Source organism: Escherichia sp. 93.1518, from assembly GCF_013368915.2.
Classification (GTDB): domain Bacteria; phylum Pseudomonadota; class Gammaproteobacteria; order Enterobacterales; family Enterobacteriaceae; genus Escherichia; species Escherichia ruysiae.
This window is the reverse complement of sequence record NZ_JABWMT020000054.1, coordinates 1-14,877: the sequence shown is the minus strand read 5'-3', so window position 1 is coordinate 14,877 and position 14,877 is coordinate 1. Positions and strand designations below refer to the sequence as shown.

General features: G+C 45.6%; 13 protein-coding genes. 11 read left to right on the top strand and 2 right to left on the bottom strand.

Translation table 11 applies throughout. The features are described 5' to 3' along the window. A partial coding sequence (locus HEN21_RS21760; protein WP_183082936.1) for a hypothetical protein occupies positions 1-978 on the bottom strand: 978 nt, incomplete at its 3' end. 178 nt (positions 979-1,156) lie between these two features. Between HEN21_RS21760 and HEN21_RS21755 the strand changes: the two genes are divergently transcribed. Together HEN21_RS21755 and HEN21_RS21750 are read left to right on the top strand one after the other, a co-directional pair. Further along, complete coding sequence (locus tag HEN21_RS21755) at positions 1,157-1,402, top strand: GrxA family glutaredoxin (protein WP_048959200.1); 246 nt, start codon at positions 1,157-1,159, stop codon at positions 1,400-1,402. A gap of 209 nt (positions 1,403-1,611) precedes the next feature. Next, on the top strand, positions 1,612-2,715 hold the full coding sequence (locus HEN21_RS21750; protein WP_048959201.1) for a tyrosine-type recombinase/integrase: 1,104 nt from the start codon (positions 1,612-1,614) through the stop codon (positions 2,713-2,715). On the opposite strand, the gene HEN21_RS21745 is transcribed toward HEN21_RS21750, so the two are convergent. Continuing rightward, a complete protein-coding gene (locus HEN21_RS21745) occupies positions 2,710-3,096 on the bottom strand; it encodes a helix-turn-helix transcriptional regulator (protein ID WP_001282577.1) in 387 nt (128 codons plus the stop codon). The genes HEN21_RS21750 and HEN21_RS21745 overlap by 6 nt on opposite strands. A 251-nt stretch (positions 3,097-3,347) precedes the next feature. Between HEN21_RS21745 and HEN21_RS21740 the strand changes: the two genes are divergently transcribed. The 9 genes from HEN21_RS21740 (at position 3,348) to HEN21_RS21700 (ending at position 14,830) form a co-directional block, all read left to right on the top strand. Next, positions 3,348-3,560 (top strand): hypothetical protein, encoded by a 213-nt coding sequence (locus HEN21_RS21740; protein ID WP_029305696.1) that lies wholly within the window; start codon positions 3,348-3,350, stop codon positions 3,558-3,560. Positions 3,561-3,658: 98 nt separating this feature from the next. After that, a complete protein-coding gene (locus HEN21_RS21735; protein ID WP_048959204.1) occupies positions 3,659-5,767 on the top strand; it encodes a cobaltochelatase CobT-related protein in 2,109 nt (702 codons plus the stop codon). 95 nt (positions 5,768-5,862) lie between these two features. After that, positions 5,863-7,098 (top strand): AAA family ATPase, encoded by a 1,236-nt coding sequence (locus tag HEN21_RS21730; RefSeq protein ID WP_048959206.1) that lies wholly within the window; start codon positions 5,863-5,865, stop codon positions 7,096-7,098. A 180-nt stretch (positions 7,099-7,278) separates the two neighbouring features. Then, entirely contained in the window at positions 7,279-10,797 is a 3,519-nt protein-coding gene (dnaE, locus tag HEN21_RS21725; RefSeq protein ID WP_048959209.1) for a DNA polymerase III subunit alpha, read from the top strand. Between the two features lie 115 nt (positions 10,798-10,912). After that, on the top strand, positions 10,913-11,344 hold the full coding sequence (locus HEN21_RS21720) for a hypothetical protein (RefSeq protein WP_048959212.1): 432 nt from the start codon (positions 10,913-10,915) through the stop codon (positions 11,342-11,344). Between the two features lie 116 nt (positions 11,345-11,460). Beyond that, positions 11,461-12,483, top strand: coding sequence for a hypothetical protein (locus tag HEN21_RS21715; RefSeq protein WP_048959213.1), 1,023 nt, complete (start codon positions 11,461-11,463; stop codon positions 12,481-12,483). A gap of 60 nt (positions 12,484-12,543) precedes the next feature. After that, entirely contained in the window at positions 12,544-13,488 is a 945-nt protein-coding gene (locus HEN21_RS21710; protein ID WP_001755518.1) for a 5'-3' exonuclease family protein, read from the top strand. Then, entirely contained in the window at positions 13,488-13,754 is a 267-nt protein-coding gene (locus tag HEN21_RS21705) for a hypothetical protein (protein WP_048959217.1), read from the top strand. The genes HEN21_RS21710 and HEN21_RS21705 overlap by 1 nt, the downstream gene beginning before the upstream one ends. A gap of 2 nt (positions 13,755-13,756) precedes the next feature. Continuing rightward, positions 13,757-14,830, top strand: a complete 1,074-nt coding sequence (locus tag HEN21_RS21700) for a recombinase RecA (RefSeq protein ID WP_048959220.1) — start codon at positions 13,757-13,759, stop codon at positions 14,828-14,830. The last annotated feature ends 47 nt before the right edge of the window (positions 14,831-14,877 follow it).

Genomic DNA, 14,877 nt, shown 5'->3' with positions numbered 1-14,877 from the left:
GTCCGAGAATAATTTATAACCAACAAGTTCATTTAACGTATTATCCACTTTTGTCAACTCTTTGTTGGCAATCTCCAGATAATACTCAATCTCTTTCTCCATATTACTTATTAAAGAGTTAAATTCTGCTCGTAACAAATCACCACCAGGTGATTTATAACTCCATAAAATTGAATTGGTAATACGTACTACGTCAGATACTTCTGGTTTCTCTGAATAGTTTTTGTATCTAGTGCAAATAATGCTGTGCTTTATATATTCTCTAACTAATGATCGATAATCCCTTTCGAAAAGGTTTTTGACATCTAGTCTTCCATTGCTTGTTGTTATTAAGGTGGTGTTTAAAACTGGGTCGCCTTCAAAAAAATTATATTTATTTAGTAATCGTTTTAGCTTGTGTGAATTATGTGATGTTTCGCCATAATAATTTATCCCAAAAATAGCAATTATTAGCATAACATCAGGAGTGATGAAATGTCGTAATTGCTCGGCATAAACTTTTTTATCTTCGATTTTCGAAGATGGAGAGTAAAAACCTTTGTCTATATATTCTAATATTGAAACAATATTACTAACATAACGTATAAAAACTTGATTCATTACAACGGAATCATAAACCTGATGCAAATAATCTACTCTCAAGTTGTTTTTTATTTTTTCCCCTGTACTAGATGATAACTCTTCTTTTACCTGCCCAAGTAGCTTTTCGTGGTGCTCCAGCAATGTTTTAAACCATTGTTCAAATGATGATTTTCTTGCCTCAGTTAATGAATCTGATGTTATCTGGACAGCTTTCATAGCTGCTTTCGCACTTTTCTTTGCTTCATAAGCGTTCCATGCTGAAGCACAAAAAGCTGCCGCCGTGATGCAACTGGTAAAAATAGAAATCCTATCTGCAACATCCAAGCTCCAGAACCAATCAGACGATGAAATCAAAACCACAGATATTACGGGAACAATGAAAATCAAAACAGGCATGTATGTACTCGCTCTAATAGTTATTAGTCGAGGCAAATATTATATAAATCTCGTTATGATTTACAGACATGTATACGTATTGCTAATTATCACCAACAAATGATAGGTGTGTACATATCTATCATTTGTTGTAAAATTAATGTATACGCTATGAATACACTAATAATATGAGGTAATCATGACTATCGTTATCTACGGACGAGATAACTGTTCATACTGCAAACGTGCGGTCGAGCTGGCGAAGCAGCTAAAGGGACATGGCTACGGTGATTATGAGTACATCGACATCACTACTACCGGTATCGATAAGGAAAAACTTAGCGAAATTGTTGGTAAACCGGTAGAGACTATACCCCAGGTACTGATCGATGGCCAGCCGATTGGCGGATACACAGAACTGGCTGCATACGTCAGCACCCTCTGATTTTAACGGCTCACAGGAGCCGTTTTTATTCCCACCAAACTAACTCCCGTTTCCCTTAAAATTCAAAAACAACGTCAAAATGATTCCATACCTAGTATGTATGGAATCATTACTGAAAATGAGTTACTTTTACTCTTGATCCTATAAGAATCTATGCCTAATATACTGTTTACTTATACAGTGCATCGGCGTAACTCGGTGATTGTCATATGAAAAATAGCTTTGACAGAGCACGCGCTGCGGAGAACACCTCAAAAGAGGCGATTGAGTATCTCGAAAGAGCATCTCAAATGCAGGCCGTTATGATCTCCCAGGTCAGCAATGACATGAGATTCTCGGACGCATTCATGTTATTCACTCGCTTATCTCTGCTGATAACAAGACGTCGGCCAGAGATCGCTGTTCATTGTATTTTGATACATGTTTTGCCGCACATTGCCGATGTAAAAGTAAGTGACATTAATAGGTTCATGGTGAACCAACTGGTCAACCCACTAATACTGGATGGCAAAATTGTTATGGGCCGCCGCGTTTTCTCTCTGATGAAGCAGTTCCTTAGCTGGTGCGCCTTCCAGGGGATGATAGACGTGTCACCGTTAAACGATATGTCACTAAACAAAGTTGCCGGTGGCGCAAAGCCCACACCTCGCGAGCGGAAGCTGACCGACGCAGAGGTATGGGTGTTCTGGAATATATGGGACTACTTCAATGTGTGCGCTGGTACAAAATGGGCGGCCAGGCTGTGTCTTGTATCAGCAAGACGACCTGACGAAGTGCTGCGGGCTAAAAAAAGTGAGTTCAATCTTAAGCGTGGGGTTTGGAATCAAGGCAAAAGAAACAAGTCAGCACGTGAGCATTCGCTGCCTTTAAGCACATTAATGCGCACATGCATTGAAGAGTTGTTCGAATACGGTAAAGACAGCCAGTGGCTCGTGCCTTCGAATAAAAAAATCGGGAAAGACCTTCCTATGTCCAAAGTGGCAATAGCCCAGGCATTACGTCGTATTCTGGAACGACCAGAACTGATGGAGCTTGAGCCATTTACACCCCGAGATTTGCGCCGTACTGCGCGTAGTTACTTCCCAGCATTAGGCATAAGCCAGGAGGTATCACGCAAAATCATGAACCACAGTCTTGAGGGGATAGATCGGGTCTACGACCGGCACGATTATATGGACGAGATGCGAGACGCCTTAGAAAGTTTCTCGACGTACATCGCATCAATCGTAGAGCAACCGGATTTAGACGAAATTGACCACAAATTCAAGGGAGATCGTCTATCAACAGAGCTTATTCGTGTAAATTTTTCATAGAGACTTTATGGCCTCAACAACCTTTTGTGATGCGCCTTTCTCTTTACCGAATCGCTCGTTATATGCAGCAAGAACCTGTTTTTCGTCCTCGTTAAGAGGAGCGGTGCCTTCTTTGTATAAAAATGCTGCGAGTTCAGGTTGGCGTTCTTCCAGCACCATCATCATAAGACGACTTGGCTCAATACCCAGCGCCAGCGCCAGCGGACGAACCTTATCGATAGGCAAAGGAATTTTGCCACTTTTAATTAAAGAAAGGTTGTTGGCATTTTTATAACCAATAAGTCTGGCTATTTGGGCCTGACTCATAGGTGAGGATTCAATCAGCCCTGCGATAAAAGCAGCATAGCGACTTTCTATAAATTCAATCTTGTTGTCAGACATTGTTACAACCTTTGCGCGTTTAATTCTCTCTGGTAAGTGCTTACCGATATTACATCAAAGGTTAGGGTTGTAAAGCTATTATCATTTTTTTCGGCAGGCACTTGTAAGACCGAGCAAAGGTCCATGCATGGAGAAAAACTAGCCCAAATTAGGTAAGAAAATTAACTTGCATCTGATATGGATGTATTCAGTATTGATACAAATTTTAGTAGTATTCCTTACCATAGTATAAGTTAGAATGGATTGATTGAATGAAAACCACTATTTCCAGCCTAATCGCTCTTGAGATCGGACACGTACAGAAATTAGCTGATGAGTGTGTAGCTGACATCCTCACCGATCTACCGAATGAGCAGATTCAGGTTGGTGTGAATGACACAACTGGCTTTATATTCGAACTTAACAACAAACGCTTCACACTTCTCAATACCGGCTCCGGGTCTTTAGCCGTCAGAATCTGTTAACCCCTCTTCTCCCTGCGCGAATGGCTTAGTTCCCTGTTCGCGCAGTGCTACATTAAACACACTAGTAAATAATTTGTTTTCATAACAAAGGATTAGCCATGTCTAAAAAACGTTCCATCAAAGAGGTTCAGGACTTCCGTGACAGTGTAAAACGAGTAGTCGCTCTCCTTTCAGGTAAAAACATCCCTGTTGCAGAACGAGGGGACGACGCTTATGTACGCTATAACGATGATGGAGAGCCAATTCTCGTAAACATCCCATCAATCCCGGATAACGCAACACCGGCATTGATGAATGCTGTGCGCGGATTTCTCGATCATGAGGTTGCTCACATTTTGTTTACCGATATTCGTGTGTCCAACAAAATGAGAGAAAAAGGACGCGTTCCTTCCTGGTCACTATGGAATGCCTTAGAAGACGTGTTCATCGAGCGAAAAATGGGGCAGGTCTTTAACGGAACGAGACGTAATCTGATGGCAACTCAGCGCCTTATAATCGAAAAAGTCTTTAAACCAAAGGCTTCAGAGGCTATTGCTTATTGTGGCAAAGATCAGCGCGCGCTTTTTCTAAACTTCTTTCTCTGTCCGGTTGTAAGAGCCTGGGATGGCCAAGCACCGTTCGTAGATTTCATGGATGAATACTGGCCTGTCATTGAGAAACCAATTTCATTATTAAAAGAACATGGTATCGATGTGGCCGTGCGTAACATGTCTTGCACCGAGGATTGTGTAAAGGTGGCTGCGACCATAGCTAAGATCCTCAAAGACACTGAAAGTGAAAGCAAAGGTAAGGAGTCAGCTCCGGGAAAAACTTCCGATCCTTCAGACGCTGACCAGACGGATGCCTCTGGAGAAAACAATGAAGACAACGAAGATCATGAGACACCCTCATCGTTAGATAATCACAAATCTATCGAATCAGAATCACATAGTAAGCACAAACATGATAATAACGACAGTGATGATTCAGATAATTCTGAATCATCAGAAACAATATTCGATGATACAGAAAATGATAAAGAGGTATCAGATTCTGATGCTTCTGATAACGCGGCGTCAGAATCATTAACCGCTGACCACGAAAAAAGAAAAACGACAGAAGACGGCTCTTCAGATATTCCAACTCCGTCAAAAATGAGTCTGGAAGAGGCTTTAGAGGAGCTGGATAGCATAGAAGATGAAGTCGGAGGCATGACAGAAGATGCTCTATCCGAAACGATTAAAAGCGAGTTAACAGAAAGCTCGAAAAGCGAATACAGGCCATACAATCGCTCATACGACTTCATCGGCTCGATTGATCAGGCAGAAGCCCATATCAAACGGCTTATTAAAACATTCTCCGATATTGATTTAGGAGGATATCCAATCAGCCGCTATCGCATCGTTCCTGAAGGCAACCAGCTCTTCGACAAATATATTGAAAAGCATCTTTCGTCAGGTGTTTCGTCGACGCTGGCAAAAGACCTGGAGCGAGCAATAGCAAGCAGAAACAGAGTTCAGTTTATACCGGGCCAGCGTCGGGGGCGCATTCATGGTTCTAGTATCTACAGATTAGCAATGAATGATGATCGCGTGTTTCGTAAAAAAGAAGAATCTAAAGCCGTTAACGCCTGTGTTCAACAAGTGATTGATTTATCAGGTTCAATGAGTGGCGAAACGATAAAACTAGCTCTTGCAAGTGCATATACCATCGCCGATGCTCTTGATCGAATAAATGTTCCCAACATTATCACCGGCTTCACTACATTTGGCAGTCATCTGGCAGCGATAGAACTTAAGGCTATCAAGTATGAGTTCTCTCGCTTTGAATCTTTAATGCTACCTATCATCAAAAATTGGAATGAAAAAGCAAATTCTCGCGAAGTTCGCTCACGTATGGGGTGCGTAGGCTACACATTCCCACTTCTTAATAACGTGGATGGTGAAAGCATAGCCAGCCTTGCATCGTTATTTTCCGGTCGCATGGAGGACAGGAAGATCATGCTTGTTCTGAGCGATGGCGAGCCGCTGGCTGTTGGGAGAGGTTTTGACGCTCATTTGCGTTCGGTTGCGAAGCAAATTGAAACGCAGACTGACATTGATTTGATGGCAATTGGCATCATGACTGACGCACCGGAGAGATTTTACGCAAATCATGCCCTGGTAACGAGCGTTGATAGTCTTGGTTCATCTGTAGTTACTGAACTATCTCGTATCATTTTGAAGTGATTAAAACAGCCTTAACGATAAGTAACTACTTATGATAGTTAATGATATATTTATATAAGAAGTTGAACGCTCATTAGAGAACAAAGGAAAAACGCATGACTACTACTGCACTGCAAAATGAAAAAAATCCTTCTGATTACCTTGTTTGCAAGTGGTGCGGAAAATCATTTCACTATTTTAAGTCCCATGTAGCCTATGGTAATTGCGAGGGTATTCCTGAGTCGGTAAAAGATGCCGATCCTGACACCGTACTGAAAATGTACACAACGCAGTTTCCAGATGAACCAACGCTATCGAAAAAGGCACTTGATGCAATTCAAGCTAAACGTGCCGAGCAAAAAAGCGAAATGGCCAAATCTTCTGGCGTGACCAGTAGCCCAGGCTACATAGGCACAGTTGAGTACAAGACAGATCTGGTCGCAGCTCACGAACTGCTAGACGTAACGGTGGAAGAACTCGGAACAAAACGTGGGACGCCGCTCATGGTTAGCGTCAACGTCAATACGCCGTTTCCAGAGTTCGTTCCTGAAGTGAAGAAGGGCTACGTATATGGCGACTTCGAACTGATCAAAGACATTTTCATGATGCTTGAACTTGGCATACCAGGCTATTTGTGGGGACATGCGGGAACAGGCAAATCGTCATTGCCTACACAGCTATGTGCTTTGCTCAATCGTCCGTTGATCCGTGCCCAACATACAGCATCAATGGAAGAGGCTCATGTTACGGGTCAAATTCTGGCGCGTGATGGCTCTACGTATTTCGAGCCAGGCTTGCTTGCGCTCGCAATGAAGCATGGCTGGGTTTACCTCGCGGATGAATACGACTTTGCGTTTCCACAAATTCTTGGCGTGTATCAGCCAGTGCTGGAAGGTGAAGCGTTGGTCATCAAAGAGGCGACACCAGAATGGCGTCGCATTACTCCGCATAAACGGTTTGCTTTTATTGGCACTGGCAACACGAACGGATCTGGTGATGAAACCGGCTTGTACCAGGGTACAAACATCCAGAACGCCGCGAACTTTTCGCGTTTTGGCATCGTTTCGAATGTGAAATACATGAGCAAAGAGGCAGAGATCAACATGTTGATAAATGCCGGCATTGTGGATGAGTACGCTGAAAAGATGGTTAAGTTTGCCGGTATCGTTCGCGATGGTTACGAAGAACACAATATCAGCCAACCGATTGGGCCTCGTGAGCTTTTGTTGTCGGCCAAGATTGGAATGATGCGAGGCGACTTTGTGACAGGTATTGAGCGTTCTTTCATTAACAAACTCCCTTCAGCTTCTGCGCAAGCGGCACGTGAAGTTGTTCAAAAAATATTTGGTTAATCGTGCGTAAAGGATGTTTCGGCTCTCTTATCGCTGCTTCTGAAACTGGTAAGGCTTGTCTGGTGTGTCCAGACAAGCCCGATTGTCACCAATCAGCAAAAGAAGTTGCGATTTCGATGCATGGGAAGTTCGTAGGCTTCCCAAATGACAAAATCAAAAAAACCAGAAAGGTAAAAACACATGAAGGCACTGATGGTTCGAACTGACTTCTCACTTGGGGAGTCGGCTCTAAAAGCAGAAAACGCGCTGAAGATTGCCAGAGAAGCTGGCTACACCGCTGTAATTTCAGCAGATAGCATGAATATTGCGAGTGTTATTCCACTACAACGTGCCGCTGGTGACGACATGGCGGTTATTTGTGGTGTGAAACTAAACATCGTTGATGATCCCACATACGAGCACCGGGCTAAACTTGCTAAAGAATCTAAGGGATGTATGGAATCATTAGAGCGAGGACGTAACTACTCGTTTACCGCTCTAATTAAAAATGAGCAAGGATATCGCGACATCTGCGAACTAATGACGGTGGCCAACACACGAGAACAGTTCTACTTTGTACCGCGTCTCTCGCTCGAACAGTTGGTTTCTACATATGCCAAAGGCAACATCATCCTGCTCACTTCCGACATCGGTAGCGTGTTCCAACGCAACGATTTTGCAAAAATCATAAGCACACTGATTACAGCGGGTGGAAAAGACAACTTCTATAGTGTGGTTTATCCGCACCCTACCCCATTCTACGACCAGATTAACGTCCGGGCGATGAAAGTCGCCAGTGCACTGAAAATAGAGCCAGTAGCGTTCTATCCCGCTTATTACGAATCGATCGACGATGCAGACATTAAAGACATTGCGCACATGGTTACGAACAACATCAAAATCGACCAGCCGCATCGTCTGCGTATCCCCCACCAGCGAGATAACGCCGTCAATGGTCGCCGCCATCTCCTTGAGGCGCTGAAAGCCTTCTCCGTTCGCATGGATGTGCCGGTAACAGCTGCAATGGCCTCAACAACGCAGGATACCATTATCGATGCCTGCACATGGCGCTGGCATGAATTGCCACCAGCACTGCCAAAGATGGCAGACGACGAGCCTGCAACGCTGATGAAACTGGCCGTTGCAGGGCTGCGTAAACGTCTTACCACAAAAGAGTTTGGCTACACACCACCTGCTTCTGAGAACAGGGTTTATGTTGAGCGGCTAAAGTACGAAATGGACACGCTTACTCGCCTGGGATTCTGTGGTTACTTCCTGATGGTGCGCGATCTGATGAATCACAGCCGTGAAGCTGGCATTCCTGTCGGGCCTGGTCGTGGCTCCTCCGCTGGCTCTCTGGTGGCATGGTGCATAGGTATAACCAACGTCGATCCTATCCGTCATGGTCTTCTGTTTGAACGTTTCATCAACCCTGAGCGTCTGGACTTGCCGGATGCGGATTTGGACTTCAGCCAGGCACGTCGCCATGAGGTGATCGAATATCTGAATGAACGCTACGGCGAAGATTACGTTGCGGGTATTCCGAACTTCACATATCTGGGCGCAGCCTCTGCACTACGTGACACCGCTCGTATTTATGGTGTGGAGTCCGCAGATATGGCGGTATCAAAAGAACTGAAGAACGTCGAGGATGATAGCCTTCCATTGGAAGAGCTGCGCGAACAACTGGCAAGTCTCGACAAATACGCGACAAAATATCCTGATGCATTCAATGCAGCCTGCAAGTTACAAAGCCTTATGCGTGGCTTTGGTAGACATGCGGCAGGGATGATCGTAGCAGGTGTTCCTCTGACAGAACGTACACCGGTTGAGCGCCGTGGTGACGCGCGTTGTATCGCATTTGACAAGCGTTACTGCGAGGCTATGGGCCTAATTAAGCTGGACGTGCTTGGCCTGGCAACTCTCGATTTGCTCGATAGTGCAAAACGCTACATTAAAGAGAACACAGGTGAAGATATCAATCTTGATGCCATATCTCTTGAAGATCGCAAGGTGCTGGATGGTTTTGCTGCTGGGTACACTCAAGGTGTTTTCCAGCTTGAATCAGGCCCAATGCGCAAGCTGCTTAAAGATTTAGGTGGTGGAATTGAGCCAATGAGCTTTAAAACGGTCGTCGCTACGACTGCGCTCTTCCGGCCGGGGCCAATTCAGTCAGGCATGTTGGATGACTATGTTTCTGTAGCCAAAGGCTTTATGACGCCGGAATCATTACACCCCGTTCTTGATGAACTTACCGCAGAAACAAATGGCGTGATTCTCTATCAGGAACAGACGATGAACGCGACTCGATTGCTTGCTGGCTTCACAATGGCTGAAGCTGACGGCGTTCGTAAAGCGATCGGCAAAAAAGACATGGAAAAAATGAAGAGCATGGGCGAGAAGTTCATCGTTCAGGCTCAAGCTGGCTGGATAGACGTTGAGCTGGAAGATGGCACTACACAGCGCATTCACCGTGCGGAACATTTTAAATGCGAAGACGGAACTCTGAAAACTGTCGAAGAGGCACTTGAGTACGGCGCAAAACTACCTATAAACGCAGTACGCGTTACAGCGTCACATCCAGGGCTATCAGAGATGAAAGCGAAGGAGATCTGGACCGCATTCGAAAAGAATGGTGCCTACCAGTTCAACAAATCACACTCTGTTGCTTACTCCTTAATCAGTTATCAATCTATGTGGTTGAAAACTCATTATCCCGCAGAGTTTTTCGCTGCTGCTCTCACTATTCTTGGCGAAGATAAACACCAGGGGCTGGTTAAAGATGCGCTGACCTATGGTATTCACGTATTGCCACCAGACGTTAACGTGTCATCTAACCGAATCGAGATCCGCACGCTTGAAGATGGCAGCCAGGTGCTGTATGCGCCCTTCTCTGCTGTGAAAGGGTGTTCTGAGAATGGCTGCCAAGCCATCATGAGAGCGCGAGAAAAAGTTGGCGGCAAATTCGAGTCACTGGCGCAATTCGAAGAAGCTGTCGAGAAACGTGCCTGTAATAGTCGAGTGCGCGAATCACTGCAAAAAGTAGGTGCGTTTGCATCCATCGAGCCAGGTAGTCTGCCAGCAACTGATCCAGAGCGTCTCCGCGACCAGGCTGAATTGATGGGAAACCTTGTCATAGACGCAGTTAAAGCCTCACGTCCGTTTGAGATGAACCCCAAACGTTCGGCTGAGATTAACGTGCTCATGACACGGATGGCGGCTGAAATGGGATTAGGTGATGAACTAATCCGCCCTAGCATTGGCATTAAGCCGAAAATCATGATCATTCTGGACAATGCAAACGGCAATGATGCTCGAACCGGTTACTTTATGGAGAACGGATACGACGATTTTAAGGCCAAGCTGTTGACGGCTGGGGATTTGCGCATGGGCGATCTCTATGTCACAGGCGTTTGCAAAAAGGTGAAAGACAAAGAAAAGGACTACACCAAAGACGAGATCGGCCAGTTCACCGACTTTATGCGTGAAGAGATCAATCTGGTGCGCCCGACCTATGTGCTGACGTGTGGTAGCCGGGCAACGGCATTGTTTAACAACAAAAACAAGCCATCCGATTTGGTCGGCAGGAAGGAGTACCTTCCAGACCTTGACGTTACTGTCTTTTACGGGTTTAACCCCAACATTCTTTACTTCAGACCTGAAGAGGGAGAACGACTAGAAGCGATATTAGCCGACGTAGCAGAAACCATTAAGACGTGATCCCATAAACATGGCCTCTATGGCCATGTTTTCCCTTATCCCCTATCCTCGAACTCCTTGCCTTATCATCACAATGATATAATCAATACAAAATGATAAGTAAATAGGAAAGCATATGATCACCGATATTTACGAGAAAATAATGTCTGATCTCGAGTTTGACCGAGACAATCTGGAGGAAGTCTGGCGTAGACAACCCCGCCTTTTAATGGAGTATGGCTCAAAACTCGCTCATGCAGAAAGAAGTGTCGCAGAGGCAAAACTTAACCTTGAAGCTGTTGAAGCAAAGCTATACGACACAGAGCGTAAGAACTTGAGTATGAACGGCATTAAGTTCAACGAGTCTGTACTGGACGCTAAGGTTAAAACAAACCCACAGTATCTGTCTAAACGGCAGAAGTTGGATGAAGCACGGCACATCGCAGACATATACAAACATGCTGTCGCCGCCTTTTCGCATCGCCGAGACATGATCGTTCAGGCGTCGAAGATGGCCATCGTTGAGTTAGATCGATTAGGCTCTGAACGCTTTATTACTCCCCGTTGATTTTGATAGATAATAAGTAAGTACTGATCTATTATTTAACAGCTCGAAAGAGCCACGAATGAACGAAAGCCCAACGCGCATAGCGCCATCGGCCAAATCACAACAAGGAGAAACACATGTCTAAGACATTACTTGATTTGCTTAACAAAACTCGTGAAGACATTGCCGCCAAACGTGGCAAAAACACTGATTTGACCCGCTTAAAAGACGGCATCAACTATATCCGCATCTTCCCTAATAAAGACGACCCGAATGGTAAGTTCTTCCAGACTTTTGGTATGCACTACATTAAGTATCAGAACGAGGAAGGTAAAGAAGCAACCAATGCTTATATTTGTGAGCAACATACTCACGGTCGCGCTTGTCAGCTATGCGAAATGGTGATGGAAGGTCGCGCTCGTCACAAGGGTAACAAAGCAATGGAAGAGCGCATCGGTCAAATGCGTGCAACCCCTCGCTACCTGGTAAACGGCATTCTTTCAACTCGTGAGGATTTCTCCGATGCAGAGAAATGTCAGTTAATCGAACTGCCTTCCACTGTGTTCGATGATATCTGCAAAGCAATCACCGAAGACATCGCTGACGATATCGGCAATCCATTAAGCAAAGAGGAAGGTTACGCATTTCAAATTAAGCGCACAGGCTCTGGTCGCGATACAGAATATGACGTTTCACCAAAACGTAAAGTCTTCAAAGGTGATATCGAAGATAAATTCTGGAACAACCAACATGACCTGATTGCTTATGTGAATCAGGCCGATGAAACTCGCCTTCTTGCGACAGTTCGCACTATGGGTCGTCTGATTGGCATCGCTGCACCAACTGCCACTGCATCGGCACCAGCAATTTCCTCAACAGCGAAAACATCGGCCTCTGCACTGCCTGGATTTGGCTCGATCACTGGTCATACGGAAGGAGCGACGGCTGTAGCAACCGCCCACACTCCAGCTTCTGAACCAACCAGTCTGGTTGATGAAGAAGTTCTGCGAGCAATGGAATCTGAATTTAAATCAGAAACAAGTTCTGCTGCCGCATCAGCCAAAGAGTCTGAAGCAGACGCAACGACATCTGTAGCAGCCGCATCTGCGACGGAAGACGAAGGTCTGGATGACCTACTGAGAGAGCTGGACTCTCTGTAATCCCATTACGTGACCAGTAAGGCGTCTACGGACGCCTTACTTTTTGGAAGGAATGTACCGGTGAATTATCTCTTCGTAGATGGCAATAGCCTGGGTTATTACCACCAACAATCTGACAAATTGCACAACGGCGAAATGGAAGTACAGGCTGCTTTCGGCTTTGTTAAGAACGTCCGTCGTTATGCCTCCATCCTCCATGCCCGACCTATGATTCTTTGGGATGGATTTAGTGACAAGCGTCGCGACTTTTACCCGGACTACAAAGCAAATCGCGACGACGATCCTGATATGAAAAAGATGAAGGAAGGCTTTGCTATCCAGAAGCCATACATCCTCAAAATGATGACCGCGCTTGGAGTTACCCAACTCATTGCAAAAGATGCAGAAGCGGATGATCTGGCCGGGCTGCTGGTATCCCGCATGGCACCGCAGCCAACCGTTGAACACATCTATCTGTTAACAGGCGATAGCGACTGGCTTCAGTTAGTTCGTGAAAACGTAAGCTGGGTAAGCCTGCGTGAAGACGCCAAAAACAAGCAGGTTAATTTTGAGCAATTTGCGGAGCTGACAGGATTCGCCACGCCTCGCGCATTTTTGGAAGCAAAAGCATTACAAGGCGATAACTCGGACAACATTAGCGGTGTTGGTGGCATTGGTGCTGGCGGTGCGAAAGAGCTGCTGCATGAATGGGGAAGTGTCGCAACGATGGTACGCGGCATCAACGACGGCTCAATCGTGGTTAATAAAGGGCGTCATAAGACCGCCTTCAACAAACTAGCGAAGAATGCCTTCAACGAGAAAACAGGCTGTCGAATGCTCGAAGCGTTCAAGAGAAACATCACGCTAATGAACCTGATTGAGACGAAGTTTCCGCCTACCGAAATCGAAACAATCAAAGGCAATCGTGACGTGAAAGCATTCGAGCAACTGTGCTACGAGCTGAATTTCCGTTCGTTCCTTGAAGACCTTGAAGTGTTTGTTCTTCCATTCGAAAGGTATTGCTAATGCTTAAATCGATTATTAATGGCGCTACAACCACCCCTGCCCAACTGGCAAAAGAGATTGTCTTTTATCACGGTGAGTACGCTGTCATCGCACTGCCGTCAATTCTAGGCACTGCCGGAATGAAAGCGACAGATCGCGAGTTTGGATTAGTCAGCGAGCAGGTCGTAAAAATCCTCGCTCGTGTATCCAGACTCCTTAACCACGATGCGATTGTATTCGACGAATCCGCCGCTTTAAAACGAATCAACGAAACAAAAGGAGCCTGATCATGGCAAAAGGAAAATCCGCACTGGCACTTGCTCTGAAAAAGAAAATCGGTAGCAACGACGAAATTCAGAAAGTAACTCATTGGATTGACACAGGCTTTCCTCCGTTAAACAAAGCTATTTCCGGTCGTTACGATGGCGGTTTCCCATGTGGTCGTATCGTCGAAGTATTCGGGCCGCCAAGCGCGGGGAAAACTTTTTTGGCAACGGCAGCAATGATCTCCGCTCAGAAACAAGATGGCCTGGCGGTATTCCTCGATCATGAGAACAGTTTTGACGTTGGCCTGGCTGTCGCCAATGGTCTGAACGCAGATGAGGATGACGGCCAGTGGGTATACAAGCAGCCTGATACCTTCGAAGACTCTGTAGAGTTGATCGGCACAATACTTAAATTGGTACGTGATGAAGAGCTTATCCCTGAATCAGCACCTATCTGTATCGTGGCTGACTCACTTGCGTCTATGGTTCCGAACTCCAAAGCCGAGAAGTTCGAAAAGATGGCTGAAGGCACTGCCAAAGACAAAGATCAGCTAAACATGAACGACAATACGGCGCTTGCTCGTGCGACGAGCGCGAACTTCCCCACTCTGGCTTTGTGGGCACGCAAATACAACGCCTGCATCATCTTCTTGAATCAGGTTCGCACAAAAATCGGTGTAATGTTTGGCGACCCTACTACGTCACCAGGTGGCGATTCACCGAAGTTTTACGCTTCTGTACGCATCCGTCTCGGCGCATCGGTGATGAAGGATGGTAAAGAGAAGATCGGTCAGGACGTAGGCGCAGAGTGCATCAAAAACAAAGTTGCACCACCTTATGGCAAGTGCACTTGGAAATTCTACTTCGATCCTACTCGTGGCCTCGACGTTATCGAATCGCTCGTCGAGTACATGCTGGATGAAGGATACCTACCAAAGAACGCCAGCGGGCGCATAGAAATTGGTGACAAGAAATACACCAAATCACAGATCGTCGAGATGTATCGGGAGAAGCCACTAGCTGAAATCATTGCGGCTTTACAGGCAATCGACGACCGGAGATCAAAAGACAATCCCACCGAGTCAGTAGAAGAGTAAACACAAGGCGTCCACAGGACGCCTTTTTTATCTCTTGAAAATATATA